The sequence below is a fragment of the Allofrancisella heilbronnii genome (assembly GCF_000710735.2).
Classification (GTDB): domain Bacteria; phylum Pseudomonadota; class Gammaproteobacteria; order Francisellales; family Francisellaceae; genus Francisella; species Francisella frigidaquae.
Map to the genome: position 1 here is coordinate 1,028,826 of NZ_CP144673.1, position 17,436 is coordinate 1,046,261.

A 17,436-nucleotide genomic window follows, 5' to 3' on the forward strand; every position below is an offset into this window, starting at 1 on the left:
AATGTGTTAGTTGTATTATTATAAACTAACTTTCAGAAGCTACAACATTTACTTTTATATCAGCATCAACATCTGTATACACATGAATTGTAAGATCGAACTCTCCAATACTTCTAATAACGCCTTCAGGCATGCGAACTTGGCTTTTTTCAATCTCTTTACCAGTTGCTTGAGACACCGCTTTTGCAACTTCAGCAGTACCAACTGAACCAAATAATTTACCACCGTCACCTGCTTTAGCTGCTATAGTGAATTTTTTATCCTTTATAGCTTCAGCAGTAGCTACGGCTGCTTCATATCTAGCTTTTTCTGCTTTCTCAAGTTCAGCCTTTTGAGCCTCAAACGTTTCTATATTAGCTTTAGTTGCTTGTACAGCTTTCCCAAAAGGGATAAGAAAGTTTCTTGCATAACCTGGCTTTACATTTACGATATCACCTAATACACCTAGGTTTTCCACTTTTTCTTTTAAAATAACTTGCATTGTATCAATCCCCAGTACTAGTTAAAATGACGATCACAGTATGGTAGCAAAGCTAAAAATCTAGCTCTCTTTATAGCTGTAGATAATTGTCTTTGATACTTAGCTGATGTACCAGTCACACGACTTGGGACTATTTTCCCAGTTTCTGTTATATAAGCTTTTAGCTTATTTACATCTTTATAATCAATTTCTTTAACGCCATCTACTTTGAAACGGCAAACTTTACGACGACTCATTTTTAAATACCTCTATAAACTTATTTAAATTACTTCTTTTTCACTAGTTTGCATCATAACTGATGACTCTGTAACAGCTTCTTTTTTTGATATAACTAGGCGGCGTAATATAGCATCGTTGTATCTTAAATTTTCTTGAAGCTTATCTAGAGCTTCAGTCCCACACTCTATATTAAATAGTATGTAATGTGCTTTATGAAGTTTCTCTATAGGGTAAGCTAATTGACGACGTCCCCAGTCTTCAAATCTATGAATTTTACCGCCTTTTTCTTCGATGATACTACGGTATTTATCAAGCATAGTTTGTAACTGATCAGATTGATCAGGGTGTATCATTAACACGATTTCATAATGTTTCATTTTTATAAACTCCTTACGGTTTATCATTAATTTTTCCTACACTGATAAGCTACATAAATTAATTTATGTAGCAAAGAGCAAACCATATTGTACTAATTATATGTGCTGATATCAACTTGTTTTAATCATAAAAAACCTAGCTAAAATAAAAGGCTATTTTTGTAAGCAATTTCATTTCCTAATGGTAAAATTAAACACATCAAATTTAGCTTTACTTTTATTTGGCAGCAAATAAAAGTTTCATCACAAGAGGTGTCCTTATGCAAGATAAAATCAAGAAATTTGAAAACTTTCTAATACAACTTCAAAAAAACATTACTAGTGCTTTAGAAAGCTGTGAGACTAATAATCGAAAGTTTATTAGCGATAAATGGCAAAAACCGGATACTCCTGAACAAAAACTTAAAGGTTATGGCGACTCTATGATTATCGAAGGTGCTGAGATTCTTGAAAAAGGAGTTGTTGCTTTTTCAAAAGTACATGGTGAAGCCCTGCCACCATCTGCCACAGAGAAACGTAAAGATTTAGCAGGTAAGTCTTTTATTGCTACAGGAGTATCTTTAGTAATCCATCCACGCAATCCTTTTGTGCCAACCTCTCACGCTAACTTTAGACTATTTGTTGCTGGAGCTGATACAGATAATCCAATTTGGTGGTTTGGTGGTGGATTTGACCTTACACCATATTATCCATTTGAAGAAGATGCTATCTACTGGCATCAAACTGCTAAAGATGTTTGCGACAAACACAATAAAAACTATTATCCCGAATTTAAAAAATGGTGTGACGAATACTTTTACCTAAAGCACCGTGATGAGTGCCGCGGTGTGGGTGGTTTATTCTTTGATGACTTAAATGAAGAATCTTTTGAAAAATGTTATGATTTTGTTACTGAATGTGCAAATGCTTATATAAAAGCATATATCCCTATTGTGGAAAAAAGGAAAAATATATCGTATTCTCAACAACACAAAGATTTTCAACTCTATCGCCGTGGTAGATACGTAGAATTTAACCTAGTTTTGGATAGAGGAACTATTTTTGGTTTACAAAGTGGTGGTAGAACAGAATCTATACTATCATCTCTGCCTCCAATGGCATCCTGGAAATACAATTGGCATCCAGAAGAAGACTCTGAAGAGGCTAAAATTTACGAGTATATTAAACCTAAAGATTGGCTTAAATAGTAAACATTACAACAAGATTAGTCATGAAAAAAATCGCTATCTGCGTGCTATACTTTACAACTATAGCACCACTCTTTGCAAAAGATTCATATTATCCCAAACAACTACAATTAACTAATGCAAATATGGTATTTGCTGCGGATATTATCAGACATGGCGCTCGCACATCAACACAATATGACCAAAACCTAGAATACCCTCCTCTATGGAATATAGATAACATACCAGCTGGTCAGTTAACTCAATATGGCTTTGAGATGGAAAGGTGTAATGGCGAATACTTTAGCAAAGAATATCATAAACTTTTAGGCAGTGAATATCACCACGAAGATATTTGTATTGTTGCTGGTGGTGCTAATAGAGATATCGTTAGTGCTCAAGCAGCTTTATTAGGAATGTTCCCTCGTATAAAAAACTCAGATGTTATCGAGATTATACCTAAAGCTAAAGATCCAATGTTAAGTATGCACAAAAACATCAAAAATATTGATTCTGCACCCGGATGGCTTGATGAATGGCGCAAAATAGGATATCTATCTGAAGTTTTAGCTAAAAATAATTATATATCTAAAAATGACTACTGCGATACTACAGTTTCTACACCACAGCAGGCTTATAAATGCATACAGCCAATCGCTAAATTTGCAGCACAATTAATCCCGCTAAAAGATTATTGCTCAAAATCAGGTTGCTCAATATTCAAGACATATAAAGCCCTTACAAACTCAGATATAGATACCTTAGTAGATATATTTAATTTTAATAGCTATCACTCTGCTATTCCATCACAATCAGATGGTTTTGCTGGTTTTACAGAAGATTATTTACAAAATTCAATTAACTCTAATGGCGCTGTTGTAATTAGTCAAATAATTTTTGATATAAAACAAATCATCTCAAATCCAAACAACAAAAAATATCCTAAATATATTCTATTTGTTGGACATGATACTGGTATTAAGTTCAATATTGCTTACCTACTTAGCAAAGCTGATAAGATAAAAACGATACTAACAACAAATCCAGGATACGGTGCTGATTTATCTTTTAGAGTATACAGGACTAATAATCAGTACTACATTAGAGTTTCTTATATAAATTCATACAATTCTGGTAATAATGTTATTATTTTTGAAGATTTATTTAGTAAATTTGAAAAAATATACTTTGATAATTCCCAACTTCTTAAGCAACAATATAAAAACTGCTCTTCTTTTCAACTTTACTAATATTTTACTTATATCAAACCAATTACGTCTGATAAAATATAGTTAAATTTGGATATTAAAGATTATTATTACCATGAAAATAAATTTTTGTGCAGGTCCTGCTGTAATACCAACTTGTATCATTGAAAAATTACAAAAAATGATGACTAACTATAAAAATACTGGTGTTTCATTATTATCTATTTCTCACCGTGATAAAGCTTTTGAAGAGGTTCATGATTCTATACAAACCAAACTTAAGTATTTATTAAATATACCGGATGATTACTCTATGTTACTTATGCAAGCAGGAGCAACAGCTCAATTTGCTGCTATACCTATGAATTTGTCAGATAAGTACAATAAAGCCCTTTATATATGTAGTGGTCAATGGTCAGAAAAAGCAGCCAAAGAAGCTAAAAAATTTATAAATGTGGAATCTGTCACATATGGTAATAGCATAGCTGAAACTTTCGTTTCTAATATGTATGATTATGTTTATTATACAGACAACGAAACTGTAGATGGCTTTCAAATAAACCAATTAGCCAAATCTTGTAACACTAAGCTAGTATGTGACATGTCTTCAAGTTTTTTATCAAAACCTATTAATATTAGAGACTATGGATTGATTTACGCTGGAGCACAAAAAAACGCTGGTATTCCTGGCCTTACGATAGTTATTGTACAAAATTCTTTAATTAAAAAGAAAGAAAATATACCTATAGTATTTGACTATGATACTACTAGAAAATCTAACTCCCTTTATAACACTCCTTCTGTAATTTCATGGGTTACTTTTGAGCTAATGTTAGAGTATTTGATAGATAAATTTCAAGATTTGAATGAAGTAGAGAAATTCAATCATACCAAAGCAAAAATTTTATATTCAACAATTGATAACTCTAAGATCTATAAAAATGACATAAAACCAATATATAGATCAAACATGAACGTAATATTCCAGTTACCAACACAGGAATTAACTAAAAAATTCCTTCTAGATGCAGGTAATAAAGGATTCTATGGTTTAGAAGGTCATCGTCTTGTAGGTGGTTGTAGAGCTAGTTTATATAATGCAGTATCTTTAGAAGATGTAAAAGCATTGACTAAATTCATGCAGGAGTTTGAAAATGAACAACTCTAAAATTATCACTATCGATGGTCCTAGTGGGGTTGGCAAAGGTACTTTAGCTAAAGCTTTAGCAAAACATTTAAACTATAAACTTTTAGATAGTGGTGCAATTTATAGACTAGCAGCGTTGCATTGTTTTAATAACAATACAGATTTAACTAGTGAAACAAACGTTTGTAAGACTCTTGACAATTTAGATATTAGGTTTGAAATAGACAACGGTTCTAACTCGATAAAAATTATTCTAGCTGGTGATGATGTTTCTAAAGAAATTCGTACAGAGCAAATAGGCATGCTTGCTTCAAAGATAGCTGCATACCCAAATGTAAGAAAGGTTTTATTAAATAAACAGCGAGATTTCGCTACTGAACAAGGATTAGTAGCTGACGGCAGAGACATGGGAACAATAGTCTTTCCTAATGCAAAATATAAGTTTTTCCTAGATGCCAGCTCGCAAGTCAGAGCTACCAGAAGATTTACCGAGTTAGAAGAAAAAAATCAACACCCTAATTTTGAAACTATCTTAGCAGATATTGAAAAAAGAGACTTTCAAGATAGAAATCGCAAAATTGCTCCTCTAAAGCCAGCTACTGATGCTATAATTATTGACACTTCTAATTTATCTATTGAGAAAGTTTTTAATAAAGTCTTAGATAAGATAAAAAACAATTAATGACCACTAAAAAAACCTTCAAAACCATATATAGCTAATCCGAAAATATTTCGGGTTAAACATATATTCTTTATTTTTGCATTGTTTAGCTTCATATGGTATACAAGAGTTTTTAGAACTAATTTGTATACCACTTTGCATTAGATGTAAATAGACTAAATTAGACTATATTTAACTAATAATCATACTGAAAGCTTTATCTTATAAGGAATTTTAGACTAGTTTAGACTATATTTTATTATTCAGTGGTGCGGACGGGGAGACTCGAACTCCCACGGTTACCCGCTGGAACCTAAATCCAGTGCGTCTACCAATTTCGCCACGTCCGCAATAACTGGGGTGATTGATGGGACTTGAACCCACGACAACCGGAATCACAATCCGGGGCTCTACCAACTGAGCTACAACCACCATTACAAATTGCAACATTCGTAATGGCACGTCCGGCAGGATTCGAACCTGCTACCCTCGGCTTAGAAGGCCGATGCTCTATCCAGATGAGCTACGGACGCATCAAACAATGGTCGGAGCAGAGGGATTTGAACCCCCGACCCTCTGGTCCCAAACCAGATGCGCTACCAAACTGCGCTATGCTCCGACAATAACTTAATAATGGTGGCCAGAGGCAGAATCGAACTGCCGACACGAGGATTTTCAGTCCTCTGCTCTACCGACTGAGCTATCTGGCCAATGACGTATATTATAACTATATAAATGCTTTTAAGTCAATAAGTTTTTTATAATATTTTACTGATAAAACGTTTTAAATTGTCCTTCTTCAGCATATGCGTATAATGTTTGAGCTATATCAGTAGATCCTGAACAGATATTACCTTTTTTATCAATAGCTATTAACCCCACATAATCACCTAAACTATTACTTTCAGCAATAGATCTATCTACAGCTTCTTTTAAGCTCATACCATCTTTTACACGAGTACATACTTTAGCTGCTACAGCTTGATTAACAATATGCTCACCTATACCTGTACAAGAAATACCCATTTCTTTTGTGGCAAAATTACCAGCAACTGTTGGACTATCTCCTACACGCCCTGGATACTCAAAACCTGCTCCACCTGTAGATGTTATGGCACAGATTTTTCCTGTAGAATCTAAAGCTACTACACCTATAGTACCAGTATATCCTTTTTTTGACTCAAGATATTCTTTATATCTTTTAGGTGTCATAGGATCATATTTAGGTAATTCCATAATATTATGAGCAAAATCAGTAGCTTGATCTGCTGCCAAAATACTATGGTGCTGCTGCATCAGTCTATTTGCAACTTCTATCGGGTTTTTTATATTTTGGATATTAATGACGCCAGCAAATTTTTGTTGCTTACTATCCATTATCGAAGCAGACATTCTAATTTGGCCATCCTGCTGGACCCTTGAGCCAGTTCCTGCATTAAAGATCTCATCATCCTCTAAAAGCTTTGCTGCAAATATTGCCGCTTTATTAGCGTCATCAATTTGCTGCAAATATTCATAAGCTTTCTCAATTATAAGTAAAAGATGACTATGATACTCAATAAAAGAAGTATTTTTATCCTCTCTTGCTCCACAGCCTCCATGAATGATAATTTTTTGCATAACAAACTACTCCCAGCTTACAATAAAAAGAATCTTAAATTAAAAATCTACTAGAGACGTATTTAAATCGAACTTTTGACCTTCTAATAACATATGCATACGTATATCAACTAAACTTATAGGCGCATTATTGCGAGCGTTATGTAACGATGAATGCTTAAGATGTGAAAAATCTATAATCGTCACCATACCAGAACCTATAACTTCTATCACATTAGAAGAGTCTAAAAGTGCTGCTGTATCTTCATCAATACCCACACCAACCATATATGGATTATAAGAAAGCGCTGCTAATAACCTACCTAACCTATCTCTTTGAGAAAAGTGCTGATCTACTAAAAGTTTATTTGTTAGACCTAAACCTGGTGCTAAATTTACCATATTACACCTAGGCATAAGACCAGCTTGACCTCCTGCTATCATAAAGCCAGAGATAAAAGCAGCCCCAGCTGAAGTGCCAGCTACATTAACGCCTTCTGCGTTTAATTTTCGAATAAGTTGGGCTATTGGAGTGCCTCCCAAAGTAGTTGACAATAGTAATTGATTCCCACCTGTCATAAATATACCTGTACATGCAGATAATTTATCCTGATGCTCTTTATTAGTAGCTTCTAAGCGGGTTTCTATCTTTAGGTTATGAATTTCCTTTACTCCCATTTTAGTAAAAATATCAACGTAAATATCTCCGGTATCGGGAAGTTTAGACGCTGTAGGTATTACAGCGATTTTAGCATCTTTACCTCCAGATAAATCTACGAATTTTTCTAAAACTGTAGGGCATGCAAACTTATCTTCTCCTCCCCCTATTGGCATAATAAATCCACGTTGATTTTTTGCAACCGGCTTAGAAGGCATCTAAATTTCTCCTATTTATTTTAACTTTTGTTAGAAATAATACATTTTTATAAAATAATACTAAGTAATTACAGACTTTTCTATAAAAATGATCTGTTTCTCGTAAAGAGTTTTATTTTTATAACCGCCCAGGTCATTTACGCTGTCAAAATTTGATGATATGCTATTCCTAAAGTACTAAAAAATGATTTTTAAATTTAAAAATGAGCAAAACTATAAAAGTTTTAACCATAGGTGGAGCAACCCTAGATACTATAATACAGTACGAGGAAATGTTTACCATGAACATGCAAAAAAAAGATAATACCCAATCTTTCATGCTGTTAGAAGAAGGTGCTAAAATTGAAGTTAAAGAACATAATTCTTTTACAGGAGGTGGTGCTACAAACGCAGCTGTTTCTTTCAAAAAACAAAACCTTGATGTTAGTTTCTTTGGAAAAATTGGTAAAGATATTGCTGGTGAGAAAATCATTCAAGAACTAAAAGATTTTGATATAGATATCTCAAATATTCGTTACTCCAATAAGTATGGGACTGCAACATCTTACGTAATACCAACTTTAAGTGGTGATCGGACAATATTTGCCTATAGAGGAGCTAATAAAGATATCCTAAAAGACGATTTACCTACTCAAGCAATAATTCAAAGTGACTTTATATACATAACCTCTTTAAGTAAATCTTCTGCTGCTAGGCTCCCAGAAATAGTAAAATTAGCTTCTCAAAATAATACTAAAGTAGCTATCAATCCAGGATCAAGCCAACTCAGTATCGGAGAGAGTTTTATTAAGGACTCTATGTTTGGAATAGATATATTAGTACTAAACTACCAAGAAGCTCAAAAGCTGATGCTTTCTTTATTATCTATTGATGATCAAGGCATTACCAAGTCTACAGATAGACTAGAGCAGCCCAATCTGGATGAAGAAAATAGCGATTTCCTAAATGCCACATTTAGGTTAAAAGATTTTTTTAAAATCTGTCTAGATCTTGGCCCTAGAATAATTGTTGTTACTGATGGAGCTAACGGTGTTTATGCAGCTACTAAAGATAAATTTTACCACAGTGAGTCACTTAATGTCAGTAACGTAGTTAATACCCTAGGAGCTGGGGATGCTTTTAGCTCAACTTTTTGTGCTAACATATACAAAGGCTTAGCCATAGAAGAAGCTATAAAATATGCCTTAATAAACGCTTGTCATGTAATTCAACATCCTGATGCTAAATCTGGATTACAACATATAACAGACCTGGAAAAAATAAAATCAAAGATTGATACTGAATTAGACTCTAAAATCTCTATTAATTTCTGGTAGCAATATAGTCACCCTCTAAGAAAGATTCTACATCTTTGACATAATAATCAATTTCTTGATTTTCGTAAAAATTAACGGCAGATTTTTTGTCATCTGCATGTATAAGAACCGTTTCCATACCTAAATATTTAGCTGTTACTAGATTATGAGAGGAATCTTCAAAGAAGATAGCTTTACTAAAGTCAATGCCAAACTTATTTTTACCTACCTCAAAGTATTTTTCTTTAGGTTTAGCAACTAATTCTGTATCTTCCAATGTCAATACTCCATGAAACAGGTTATCTAGCCCAAACTGCTTCATAACTCTATTTGCATGAAAGTTAGAAGCATTAGTAAAAACATAGACATTACTAGTATTTTTGAGAGTATTTAGGTGACTATTAAGCTTTAAATTAGGTTTAAAATGACCAATATCAATATCATCGATAAAATTTAGATATTCTTTATAATCAATATTATGGTATCTCATAAGCCCCAGCATGGTTGAGCCACATTCATAATATAATTCATCTCTAATAGCATCAGCTTTTTCGTCATCTGAAATTTTCAACTTAATTTTTATGTACTCGCGCATTCTTTCAAGTTGGCTATCAAATAGACCATTTTTATAAGAATAAAGGGTGTTGTCTAAATCAAATATATATGTTTTCATTATTTTTTAGGTTTCCAATAAAGATATTTATATTAACTTATAAATTATGGGACTATTGCAAGCTGGAATTAGATGGGTGGTAACAAGGCAAAAATATTCGAAAAAGCGCAGTTTACATGTAGTAAATGAGCATTTTGAGAATGTTTTTAACACAGTTAGAAACATATAATTTTAGTTTGCAACAGTCCCATTATTAACTTTCTCAAGCTCATGTTTCATCTTAGTTATTGTCTTCTCATAACTCTCAGAATTAAAAATAGCGGAACCTGCGACAAAAGCGCTTACACCACAACTAGCTATTTCAGCAATATTATCAGCATTTACACCGCCATCAATTTCTAAAAGGATATCTTTACCAGTAGTGTTTATCCACTGGGAAACTTCTTTTGCTTTTTTCAATATAGCTGGAATAAATTTCTGTCCACCAAACCCAGGATTTACTGACATTAACAATACTCTATCAATATGTGCCTCAACATATTTCAAACACTCCAATCCTGTTGCAGGATTCAAAGCAAGACCTGCTTGTATTCCAAAAGATTTAATCAACTGTAAACTTCTATCAACGTGTTCACTAGCTTCCGGATGAAAAACTATACTACTAGCCCCAGCTTTAGCAAAGCTTTCAATCAAACTATCAACTGGCTTAACCATCAGATGCACATCCATTCCTGCAGTTATACCATAATCTCTAAGAGCTTTTAGAATCATTGGGCCAAAAGTAAGATTTGGTACATAATGGTTATCCATCACATCAAAATGAATATTATTAGCTCCAGCCAGCAAAACGTTTTTAACATCATCACCTAATCTAGCTAAATCAGCAGACAAAATAGACGGGTTAATCTGAAAATCCTGCATACCTAACTTCTCATATATAACAAAATAAAATTCAATTCTAACATAATCGTATAAAATATTTGAGCTATTCGGGTTCTAAAACTATAATACAAAAGCTAGTTAAATTTTTTATTCTAAGAGATTGTAAGAAATGAGTAGAAACTATATAGAAAATGCACAAAAAACTTTTGAACTTGAAATTAAAGCTCTAGAAAGACTAAAAAACGCGATTGATGGCGAATTTGAGCGTGCTTGTGAGATTATATTAGCTAACAATCATGGTCGAGTTATCATCACTGGGATGGGTAAATCAGGTCATATTGGAAAAAAAATAGCTGCGACTTTAGCTAGTACAGGCACTCCAGCATTTTTTGTCCACCCCGGTGAAGCAGGTCATGGAGACTTTGGAATGATAACATCTAATGATATCTTAATAGCCATATCAAATTCCGGCAATTCAGCCGAAATAATGGGGTTGATGCCTATGCTAAAGCATTTAAACATCCCCATAATAGCTATCACTAGTAATGAAAATTCTATGATGGCTAAAAATAGTGATGTAGTACTAAATTTACATGTTGATAAAGAGGCTTGTCCGCTAAATTTAGCTCCAACATCGAGTACAACTGCCAGTTTAGTATTAGGTGATGCTTTAGCCATAGCTTTACTAAAAGCAAAAAACTTCTCTGCTAGGGATTTTGCTTTCTCTCATCCTAGCGGTTCGCTTGGTAAAAAACTAATACTCAAAGTAGAAAATATTATGCGCAAAGGCGATGAAATACCTATAGTTAAGCCTACCGATACTATTCGCAAAGCGATTTTAGAAATTAGTGATAAAGGTATAGGTAATACATTGATCGTTGAAAATAATAAACTTTTGGGCATTTTCACTGATGGTGATTTAAGAAGAATATTTGAAACAGGAAATTTTAACTCTCAAATATCTATCGATCAAGTTATGAGTAAAAATCCAAAAACTATTTTAAAAGATGATATGGCTGTTACAGCACTTGAAAAAATGGAAGAATTTGCAATAACAAATCTTGCTGTAGTTGATAATGATAAAAATATATTAGGGGTAGTAAATATGCATGATTTAGTGAAGTTAGGATTAAAGTAGCTTATTACAATATCCTTATTTACACATCACTAATTGGACGCTTAGAAAATAAACTTAAATTAACAAATATCTAAAGAACATTACCCATACTTACACAGTGATAGCCAGCATCTACGTGAATAACTTCACCAGTAATACCAGAAGCCATATCTGAACATAAGAAAGCAACTGTATTACCAACTTCCATAACATCAACGTTTTTCTTTAGTGGAGAGACCATAGCATTATAATCTAGCATTTTCTTAAAGTTACTGATACCAGAAGCTGCTAAAGTCTTAATTGGACCAGCTGAAACAGCATTTACATTTATCCCATCTTCGCCAAGAGCTAAAGCAGTATATCTAACTGTAGCTTCTAAAGATGCTTTAGCAATGCCCATTGTATTATAACTTGGCATAGCTTTTTCAGCTCCGATGTAAGTAAGAGCAACCATAGAAGCATTTCTACCTTTCATCATCTGACGACCTTCTTTAGCTAAAGCAGCAAAAGAATATGCACTAATATCATGAGCAATAGCAAAACCTTCACGCGTAACACAATCAATAAAGTTACCCTCTAACTGATCACGAGGAGCAAATGCAATAGAGTGTATGATACCATCAAGACCGTCCCATACTTTATTCAGATCTACAAATAAATTTTTGATTTCTTCATCTGAAGTTACATCACAAGGAAGAACGGCTGCAGGATTAAACTCCACGCATAACTTTTCTACTCTTTCTTTGAATTGGCCCACATATGTAAAAGCTAATTCAGCACCTTCTCTATGCATAGCTTTTGCAATACCATAGGCGATTGATTTATTGCTTAAAAGCCCTGTAATTAATATTTTTTTACCCTTTAAAAAACCCATGTTTACATTCTCCTTTGTGGATTTTAACTAAAACCTAATAGACATACTCTAACACGACATATAGTATGAATACCTTAAACTAATGAGTTATAATTATAAATAATCAAACATTAAAACACTAGATTAATTTCAGTATAGGCAATAAACATATGAAATGTAAAAGTAAAAAAATTATAGCTAACGCTCATGGAGAAGTAAGTTTTGATCGTGCTAAAGCAAGTTGGAACATAATGAAAATAACCTCTGAGCTCGTCGAAGGTTATGAACGCTTAGATAATATTACTCCTGCTATAAGTATATTTGGATCAGCTAGACTAAAAGAAGATGATCATCACTATATACAAGCTGAGAAACTAGCGAAAATACTTTCTGATAGTGGATTTTCTATTATTACCGGAGGTGGCTCAGGTATAATGGAAGCTGGCAACAAAGGGGCTCAAGAAGGGTGTTCTTCTAGTATAGGGTTAAATATAACTTTACCCTTTGAGCAAGTTCCCAATAGTCATCAAGATATATCTTTATTTTATAGATACTTTTTCACTCGTAAGGCAATGTTTATTAAACACTCAATGGCATATATTGTTATGCCAGGTGGATTTGGGACATTAGATGAATTATTTGATACAACAACACTAGTACAAACTAAGAAAAAAGCCTATATGCCGATTATATTAGTTGGTAAAGAATTTTGGAGTGGGCTTTTAGACTGGGTTAAAACTACTATGGTGAATAAAGGGGTAATAACAGAACAAGAAGTTGGATTATTAACCTTAGTTGATAGTGCTGAAGAAGTAGTTGAAATTATACAAGAGCACTATAATAATACCTACAGTTCTAAAGAGCATGCAAAAATCGTATTTTAGGAATCTGATATGGATATTAATACTATTTCTATAACCCTAATAAATAACTCCCTACCTATAATTACAGTTTTCTCCGTACTCATACATATTTTTTGTGGCTTGGCTATAGCGAAAGATATACCTAAAGTCCTAGATAAAAGGCTTACAACAATATTACTACCTAAAAATATATGGATTTTGGTTGGCTTAATATCTGGAGTTTGGGGGTTATTAATATATTGGATTATTCATCACTCTAATATCTCAAGAGACTAATACCCAATTGCCTTAATAAATATGTCATGAAGCGTGACCAGTAGGTAAGGTGAGTTCTAGATATATAGTTTCAATATCTTTTTTTATAATCTCGTTGATAATCTCATTACTTAAGGTATGTCCTAATCCTTTTATGATGTTAGGTTTATTAAAAGCATTTTCAAAAAACTTGTTATCTACTATATCATCATTTTCTGCAAGAGTTATTCTTATTGCCTTGTCAAGTTTACCTAGACTACCATTTAATAGTAGCAGCAAATATGCTCCTAAAAATTTCCTAACCTTAACTTTCCTTAAAATAAACATAGTTTTGTAATTAATAAAAAAAGGTGTAACTAAATGTAATCTGTCATATAGGGTCTTATCTAATAATGAAGAAATTCCTGCTGACATTGAGATTGCATAAATAAGGTCATAATTCTGAGCATTTACTTGGTATTGATTGATTATTTTCTTAAGTTTTCGTCTGACAAATATAGGTTTCCCTAACGCTACTGTTGTAACTTTAACTTTTAAACCATTTATTTCAAAGGTTTCAACACTATCACCTTTACTATAATAGCCTCTTAACACTAAAACGTTCATATATAGATTTTATCTCTCTTTTTTCTCTATCAACTCTATCTGATATCCGTCAGGATCCTTGATAAACGCTATAATCGACGTACCTCCTTTTACAGGACCTGCTTGACGCGTGACAATACCTCCTTTAGATATAACATCTTGACAAGCTTTATAAACATCATCCACTTCCATACATAAATGTCCAAAAGCATTACCATGATCATACTCATGATCACCCCAGTTATATGTTAATTCCAGAACTGTATGATCATTAATATCTCCATAACCTAAAAATACTAAAGTATATTTATAATCTGGATTGTCAGTTTTTTTAATAACTTGCATGGCTAGTATATTAGTATAAAAATTTATCGATTTATCTAAATCTTTAACTCTTATCATCACATGAGCAAATCTCATAATTTCACCCTCTAAAATTGCCTTTATAAGTTTAGTTTGCTATATTATAACAAATTTTATGCCCCTCAGGGTTATCAAAACTAAGGGTTAACATGACTAATTTTGAATTACTTATATTTTATACTTTTATTGATTTTTTTATCCTTTTTTTAGCTTTTAGGTTATTTGGAAAAAAAGGGGTTACTATCTTTATAATCATTAGTCTTATAGCTGCTAATATCCAAGTAAATAAAGGAGTCCAATACGATATATTTGGATTACACATTATAGCGACTTTGGGTAATGTAATGTTTGGTGGTATTTTTGTGGCTAATGATCTGCTAAATGAAAAATATGGAAGAAATGAGGCACGCAAAGTTGTATTAGTATCTATTTTCTTTGGAATCTCCTTTATTCTACTGATGCTTGTCTCAACATTTTACCAAACGGTTAGTAATGATGAGTTTTATCAAAGCTCTAGTGATGCTCTTGATATTTTCTTCTCTCTAAGCGGTGGTGCTCTTAAGGCTGTTATAATAGGTAATTTGGTATATCTAATTTCACAGCTTTTTGATGTTTTAATATATGCCAAACTTAAAAGCTATAGTAACGATTTAAAATGGCTTTGGTTTAGAAATACAGGTTCTACTTTAATTTCACAAATTATCGATACTGCTTTAATCACTTATGGTTTTGCATTAGCTGGTATTATTCCTATGCAATACGCTTTAGAAATAGCAGCTTCTACACTACTAATTAAGTATATAGTTGCTATTATAAATGCGCCTTTATTTTATTTATTAACATTTATAAAACCAAATGATTTGTAATATTTATAGGTACCAAGAATCTAACTTTTGTTTAAATTTATCAAGGCCTAATTTACTTAAAGAAGAAAATAGCTGATAAGAAACTTTTTCTGTTGATTTAAAGTTTTTGAGGAAACTTTCGAGCATTCTATTAGCTTCTGCTTTTTGCTTATTATTGAGTTTATCAACTTTAGTAAGCAGAATATGTAAATTTAAATCACATGAAATTGCCAACTCTATCATCAAGCAATCAAACTCTTTTAACTCATGACGAGAATCTACTAAAAGCACTACCCCATTCAAACATTGACGTGAGGTTAAATAGTGCTCCATCTCTTTTTGCCATACTTTCTTTATAGATTCAGAAACTTTAGCGTAGCCGTATCCAGGTAAGTCTACTAAACGTTTATTATCACCCAGATCAAATAAATTTATAAGTTGAGTTCTACCTGGTGTTTTACTTACTCTTGCTAGACCTTTCTGCTCTGTCAAAGTATTTAAAGCGCTTGATTTACCAGCATTAGAACGACCTGCAAAAGCAACTTCAATTCCAGTATCTTCTGGAAGTTGAGTAACCTTAGCAGCACCCATTATATATTTTGCATGATGATAATTCATAAATTATGCTCTTTTTTTATTTTTTCAAAAAATTCATGGCAGGCTGTGTCTAACATTAGAAAAACTTTTTCAAAATTATTTTCATAATATGGATCAGGTACATCTGTTAAAGAGATTGTGGGTGCATAATCTAAAATTTTAGAAACTTTTGAAAAATCTGCTCTAGGAAACATCTGTTTTATTGTATCAATATTTTCTTGATCCATAACTAATACATAATCATAATCATTAAAATGAAACTCTTCTAACTGCTCTGAAATTAAATCTGATAAATCGCAGTCGAATTTTTTTGCCATTTCTACTGATCTGATATCAGCGTAGTCTCCTTCATGACCCCATTTACGTGAGCAAGTACCAGCAGAAGAAATTAAAATAGTTTCGTGTAAACCATTTTGCTTAACAATATCTCTAAATATCCCATGAGCAGTTGGTGATCTACAAATATTGCCTTTACATACAAATAGTATTTTTACTAAACTCATTTTTTAATGACTCCTATTTAGCCTTTTTCATATCTTCAGCAAGTTTACTATCTGGTTTTAATTTAAAACCTTGAAAAAACTTACTGTCTGGTTTAAGCATAAATACTACTTCATTCTTACCACTAAAACTTTCTTTATACGAGTTCATACTCTTTAAAAACTCATACAATGGTATTGAGCTAGAATAAGCATCTGCAAATATTTTAGCCGCTTTTGCGTCTGCTTCGGCTCTTATAATTTTAGATTGCTTTTCTGCTTCAGCCATAGTCACAGTTACTGTAGCGTCTGCCGATGCTTTAGTTTTTTCAGCTGCTCTTTCACCTTCTGCTCTTATACGAGAAGCATCTTTATGTCTGGATGATTTCATACGCTGATATATTGACTCTGTTATGGTTTCTGGCAAATCAATTTGATTTACTCTTACATCAACAATAGATATTCCAATTTCTTTAGCTTGGACAGCAACATCTTTTGTCAAAGCTATCATCAACTTATCACGATCATTATTTACTAAGCTTTGGATATCATTCTTACCAACTTCTGCTCTTAATGATGATTCTAAGAATTGTTTTAATAAAGTTTCTGCTCTAAAAACCTGTCCACTTGTACTAGTAAAGAATTTAGAAATATCATTTATTCTCCAAACTACATAAGCATTTATTAAAACATCTTTTTTCTCTTTGGTAACTACTCGTGATGAGTCTGTTGTTAAAACTCTATTTCTCATATCATAGTTTTTAACTGTATCTAAAAATGGTATTTTGATATGGATTCCTGGTTTATACTCTATTACTTTATCATCTTCTTTAACAAGCTCACCTAATCTTAAAAGTACAGATTCTGTACCTTGTTTTACTATAAATTTACTACTTAAAATTAAGAATAAGCCAACTACCACAAGTACTAAGAGTATTTTTGATAAATTTTTCAT

22 protein-coding genes and 5 tRNA genes are annotated in these 17,436 nt (G+C 32.6%); 9 read left to right on the top strand and 18 right to left on the bottom strand.

Annotated elements, in window-relative coordinates:
* Positions 1-25 precede the first annotated feature (25 nt).
* From rplI to rpsF, 3 genes are read right to left on the bottom strand one after another with little or no spacing between them, the layout of a single operon-like run.
* Positions 26-481: a 50S ribosomal protein L9 gene (gene rplI, locus FRA_RS04770; RefSeq protein ID WP_035719426.1), complete on the bottom strand. Its 456-nt coding sequence runs from the start codon at positions 479-481 to the stop codon at positions 26-28.
* Between the two features lie 17 nt (positions 482-498).
* Positions 499-717 (bottom strand): 30S ribosomal protein S18, encoded by a 219-nt coding sequence (rpsR, locus tag FRA_RS04775; RefSeq protein ID WP_035719428.1) that lies wholly within the window; start codon positions 715-717, stop codon positions 499-501.
* A 24-nt stretch (positions 718-741) separates the two neighbouring features.
* Positions 742-1,077: a 30S ribosomal protein S6 gene (gene rpsF, locus FRA_RS04780; protein ID WP_035719560.1), complete on the bottom strand. Its 336-nt coding sequence runs from the start codon at positions 1,075-1,077 to the stop codon at positions 742-744.
* Between the two features lie 260 nt (positions 1,078-1,337).
* Here rpsF and hemF point away from each other — a divergent pair, with 260 nt between their 5' ends.
* From hemF to cmk, 4 genes are all read left to right on the top strand, one after another.
* Positions 1,338-2,264 (top strand): oxygen-dependent coproporphyrinogen oxidase, encoded by a 927-nt coding sequence (gene hemF / locus FRA_RS04785; RefSeq protein WP_035719430.1) that lies wholly within the window; start codon positions 1,338-1,340, stop codon positions 2,262-2,264.
* Between the two features lie 23 nt (positions 2,265-2,287).
* Positions 2,288-3,493: a histidine-type phosphatase gene (locus FRA_RS04790; protein ID WP_035719432.1), complete on the top strand. Its 1,206-nt coding sequence runs from the start codon at positions 2,288-2,290 to the stop codon at positions 3,491-3,493.
* Between the two features lie 73 nt (positions 3,494-3,566).
* The gene (gene serC, locus FRA_RS04795) at positions 3,567-4,619 is read left to right on the top strand and encodes a 3-phosphoserine/phosphohydroxythreonine transaminase (RefSeq protein ID WP_035719433.1); all 1,053 of its coding nucleotides are present in this window, start codon (positions 3,567-3,569) and stop codon (positions 4,617-4,619) included.
* Entirely contained in the window at positions 4,606-5,280 is a 675-nt protein-coding gene (gene cmk, locus FRA_RS04800) for a (d)CMP kinase (RefSeq protein WP_035719436.1), read from the top strand. The genes serC and cmk overlap by 14 nt, the downstream gene beginning before the upstream one ends.
* A gap of 246 nt (positions 5,281-5,526) precedes the next feature.
* Here cmk and FRA_RS04805 read toward each other — a convergent pair.
* The 7 genes from FRA_RS04805 to FRA_RS04835 all read right to left on the bottom strand — a co-directional run bounded on the left by FRA_RS04805 (position 5,527) and on the right by FRA_RS04835 (position 7,734).
* Positions 5,527-5,609, bottom strand: a tRNA-Leu gene (locus FRA_RS04805).
* Between the two features lie 6 nt (positions 5,610-5,615).
* Positions 5,616-5,691, bottom strand: a tRNA-His gene (locus tag FRA_RS04810).
* Positions 5,692-5,715: 24 nt separating this feature from the next.
* A tRNA-Arg gene (locus FRA_RS04815) sits at positions 5,716-5,792 on the bottom strand.
* A 9-nt stretch (positions 5,793-5,801) separates the two neighbouring features.
* Positions 5,802-5,878, bottom strand: a tRNA-Pro gene (locus tag FRA_RS04820).
* A 15-nt stretch (positions 5,879-5,893) separates the two neighbouring features.
* Positions 5,894-5,969, bottom strand: a tRNA-Phe gene (locus FRA_RS04825).
* A 58-nt stretch (positions 5,970-6,027) separates the two neighbouring features.
* Positions 6,028-6,879, bottom strand: coding sequence for an isoaspartyl peptidase/L-asparaginase (locus tag FRA_RS04830; RefSeq protein WP_035719438.1), 852 nt, complete (start codon positions 6,877-6,879; stop codon positions 6,028-6,030).
* A 39-nt stretch (positions 6,880-6,918) separates the two neighbouring features.
* A complete protein-coding gene (locus FRA_RS04835) occupies positions 6,919-7,734 on the bottom strand; it encodes a cyanophycinase (protein ID WP_035719441.1) in 816 nt (271 codons plus the stop codon).
* A gap of 203 nt (positions 7,735-7,937) precedes the next feature.
* On the opposite strand from FRA_RS04835, the gene FRA_RS04840 reads away from it, so the two are divergent.
* On the top strand, positions 7,938-9,050 hold the full coding sequence (locus FRA_RS04840; protein WP_035719444.1) for a carbohydrate kinase family protein: 1,113 nt from the start codon (positions 7,938-7,940) through the stop codon (positions 9,048-9,050).
* Here the strand turns inward: FRA_RS04840 and FRA_RS04845 are convergent.
* Positions 9,037-9,702: a pyrimidine 5'-nucleotidase gene (locus tag FRA_RS04845; protein WP_035719446.1), complete on the bottom strand. Its 666-nt coding sequence runs from the start codon at positions 9,700-9,702 to the stop codon at positions 9,037-9,039. The two genes, FRA_RS04840 and FRA_RS04845, sit on opposite strands and share 14 nt — an antisense overlap.
* Before the next feature lie 171 nt (positions 9,703-9,873).
* The gene (rpe, locus tag FRA_RS04850; protein WP_035719448.1) at positions 9,874-10,563 is read right to left on the bottom strand and encodes a ribulose-phosphate 3-epimerase; all 690 of its coding nucleotides are present in this window, start codon (positions 10,561-10,563) and stop codon (positions 9,874-9,876) included.
* A gap of 130 nt (positions 10,564-10,693) precedes the next feature.
* Between rpe and FRA_RS04855 the strand changes: the two genes are divergently transcribed.
* Entirely contained in the window at positions 10,694-11,662 is a 969-nt protein-coding gene (locus FRA_RS04855; RefSeq protein WP_035719451.1) for a KpsF/GutQ family sugar-phosphate isomerase, read from the top strand.
* 70 nt (positions 11,663-11,732) lie between these two features.
* On the opposite strand, the gene FRA_RS04860 is transcribed toward FRA_RS04855, so the two are convergent.
* A complete protein-coding gene (locus FRA_RS04860) occupies positions 11,733-12,515 on the bottom strand; it encodes an enoyl-ACP reductase FabI (RefSeq protein ID WP_035719453.1) in 783 nt (260 codons plus the stop codon).
* 149 nt (positions 12,516-12,664) lie between these two features.
* Between FRA_RS04860 and FRA_RS04865 the strand changes: the two genes are divergently transcribed.
* Together FRA_RS04865 and FRA_RS04870 are read left to right on the top strand one after the other, a co-directional pair.
* Positions 12,665-13,378 (top strand): LOG family protein, encoded by a 714-nt coding sequence (locus FRA_RS04865; protein ID WP_035719454.1) that lies wholly within the window; start codon positions 12,665-12,667, stop codon positions 13,376-13,378.
* Between the two features lie 9 nt (positions 13,379-13,387).
* Positions 13,388-13,633, top strand: coding sequence for a hypothetical protein (locus FRA_RS04870; RefSeq protein ID WP_035719456.1), 246 nt, complete (start codon positions 13,388-13,390; stop codon positions 13,631-13,633).
* A gap of 24 nt (positions 13,634-13,657) precedes the next feature.
* On the opposite strand, the gene FRA_RS04875 is transcribed toward FRA_RS04870, so the two are convergent.
* Together FRA_RS04875 and gloA are read right to left on the bottom strand one after the other, a co-directional pair.
* Positions 13,658-14,218, bottom strand: coding sequence for a hypothetical protein (locus FRA_RS04875; RefSeq protein WP_035719457.1), 561 nt, complete (start codon positions 14,216-14,218; stop codon positions 13,658-13,660).
* 9 nt (positions 14,219-14,227) lie between these two features.
* Positions 14,228-14,617, bottom strand: coding sequence for a lactoylglutathione lyase (gene gloA, locus FRA_RS04880; RefSeq protein WP_035719458.1), 390 nt, complete (start codon positions 14,615-14,617; stop codon positions 14,228-14,230).
* Positions 14,618-14,709: 92 nt separating this feature from the next.
* On the opposite strand from gloA, the gene FRA_RS04885 reads away from it, so the two are divergent.
* Positions 14,710-15,426 (top strand): queuosine precursor transporter, encoded by a 717-nt coding sequence (locus FRA_RS04885; protein ID WP_035719460.1) that lies wholly within the window; start codon positions 14,710-14,712, stop codon positions 15,424-15,426.
* A 3-nt stretch (positions 15,427-15,429) separates the two neighbouring features.
* On the opposite strand, the gene yihA is transcribed toward FRA_RS04885, so the two are convergent.
* The 3 genes from yihA to hflC are packed head-to-tail and all read right to left on the bottom strand — an operon-like array spanning position 15,430 to position 17,436.
* Positions 15,430-16,023: a ribosome biogenesis GTP-binding protein YihA/YsxC gene (yihA, locus tag FRA_RS04890; protein ID WP_035719461.1), complete on the bottom strand. Its 594-nt coding sequence runs from the start codon at positions 16,021-16,023 to the stop codon at positions 15,430-15,432.
* Positions 16,020-16,505, bottom strand: coding sequence for a low molecular weight protein-tyrosine-phosphatase (locus tag FRA_RS04895; protein WP_035719462.1), 486 nt, complete (start codon positions 16,503-16,505; stop codon positions 16,020-16,022). The genes yihA and FRA_RS04895 overlap by 4 nt, the downstream gene beginning before the upstream one ends.
* A 13-nt stretch (positions 16,506-16,518) precedes the next feature.
* Positions 16,519-17,436 carry a protease modulator HflC gene (hflC, locus tag FRA_RS04900; RefSeq protein ID WP_035719465.1) on the bottom strand — a complete coding sequence of 306 codons (918 nt, stop codon included), beginning with the start codon at positions 17,434-17,436 and terminating at the stop codon, positions 16,519-16,521.

What these genes read in the sequence shown, in the direction of transcription:
- FRA_RS04875 (WP_035719457.1), bottom strand. Translation starts at nt 14,218, where the DNA reads ATGAACGTTTTAGTGTTAAGAGGCTATTATAGTAAAGGTGATAGTGTT.
- FRA_RS04855 (WP_035719451.1), top strand. Translation starts at nt 10,694, where the DNA reads ATGAGTAGAAACTATATAGAAAATGCACAAAAAACTTTTGAACTTGAA.
- FRA_RS04865 (WP_035719454.1), top strand. Translation starts at nt 12,665, where the DNA reads ATGAAATGTAAAAGTAAAAAAATTATAGCTAACGCTCATGGAGAAGTA.
- hemF (WP_035719430.1), top strand. Translation starts at nt 1,338, where the DNA reads ATGCAAGATAAAATCAAGAAATTTGAAAACTTTCTAATACAACTTCAA.
- FRA_RS04830 (WP_035719438.1), bottom strand. Translation starts at nt 6,879, where the DNA reads ATGCAAAAAATTATCATTCATGGAGGCTGTGGAGCAAGAGAGGATAAA.
- cmk (WP_035719436.1), top strand. Translation starts at nt 4,606, where the DNA reads ATGAACAACTCTAAAATTATCACTATCGATGGTCCTAGTGGGGTTGGC.
- FRA_RS04885 (WP_035719460.1), top strand. Translation starts at nt 14,710, where the DNA reads ATGACTAATTTTGAATTACTTATATTTTATACTTTTATTGATTTTTTT.
- rpe (WP_035719448.1), bottom strand. Translation starts at nt 10,563, where the DNA reads ATGCAGGATTTTCAGATTAACCCGTCTATTTTGTCTGCTGATTTAGCT.
- FRA_RS04870 (WP_035719456.1), top strand. Translation starts at nt 13,388, where the DNA reads ATGGATATTAATACTATTTCTATAACCCTAATAAATAACTCCCTACCT.
- FRA_RS04845 (WP_035719446.1), bottom strand. Translation starts at nt 9,702, where the DNA reads ATGAAAACATATATATTTGATTTAGACAACACCCTTTATTCTTATAAA.
- rplI (WP_035719426.1), bottom strand. Translation starts at nt 481, where the DNA reads ATGCAAGTTATTTTAAAAGAAAAAGTGGAAAACCTAGGTGTATTAGGT.
- gloA (WP_035719458.1), bottom strand. Translation starts at nt 14,617, where the DNA reads ATGAGATTTGCTCATGTGATGATAAGAGTTAAAGATTTAGATAAATCG.
- FRA_RS04895 (WP_035719462.1), bottom strand. Translation starts at nt 16,505, where the DNA reads ATGAGTTTAGTAAAAATACTATTTGTATGTAAAGGCAATATTTGTAGA.
- rpsF (WP_035719560.1), bottom strand. Translation starts at nt 1,077, where the DNA reads ATGAAACATTATGAAATCGTGTTAATGATACACCCTGATCAATCTGAT.
- hflC (WP_035719465.1), bottom strand. Translation starts at nt 17,436, where the DNA reads ATGAAAAATTTATCAAAAATACTCTTAGTACTTGTGGTAGTTGGCTTA.
- FRA_RS04790 (WP_035719432.1), top strand. Translation starts at nt 2,288, where the DNA reads ATGAAAAAAATCGCTATCTGCGTGCTATACTTTACAACTATAGCACCA.
- serC (WP_035719433.1), top strand. Translation starts at nt 3,567, where the DNA reads ATGAAAATAAATTTTTGTGCAGGTCCTGCTGTAATACCAACTTGTATC.
- rpsR (WP_035719428.1), bottom strand. Translation starts at nt 717, where the DNA reads ATGAGTCGTCGTAAAGTTTGCCGTTTCAAAGTAGATGGCGTTAAAGAA.
- yihA (WP_035719461.1), bottom strand. Translation starts at nt 16,023, where the DNA reads ATGAATTATCATCATGCAAAATATATAATGGGTGCTGCTAAGGTTACT.
- FRA_RS04835 (WP_035719441.1), bottom strand. Translation starts at nt 7,734, where the DNA reads ATGCCTTCTAAGCCGGTTGCAAAAAATCAACGTGGATTTATTATGCCA.
- FRA_RS04840 (WP_035719444.1), top strand. Translation starts at nt 7,938, where the DNA reads ATGAGCAAAACTATAAAAGTTTTAACCATAGGTGGAGCAACCCTAGAT.
- FRA_RS04860 (WP_035719453.1), bottom strand. Translation starts at nt 12,515, where the DNA reads ATGGGTTTTTTAAAGGGTAAAAAAATATTAATTACAGGGCTTTTAAGC.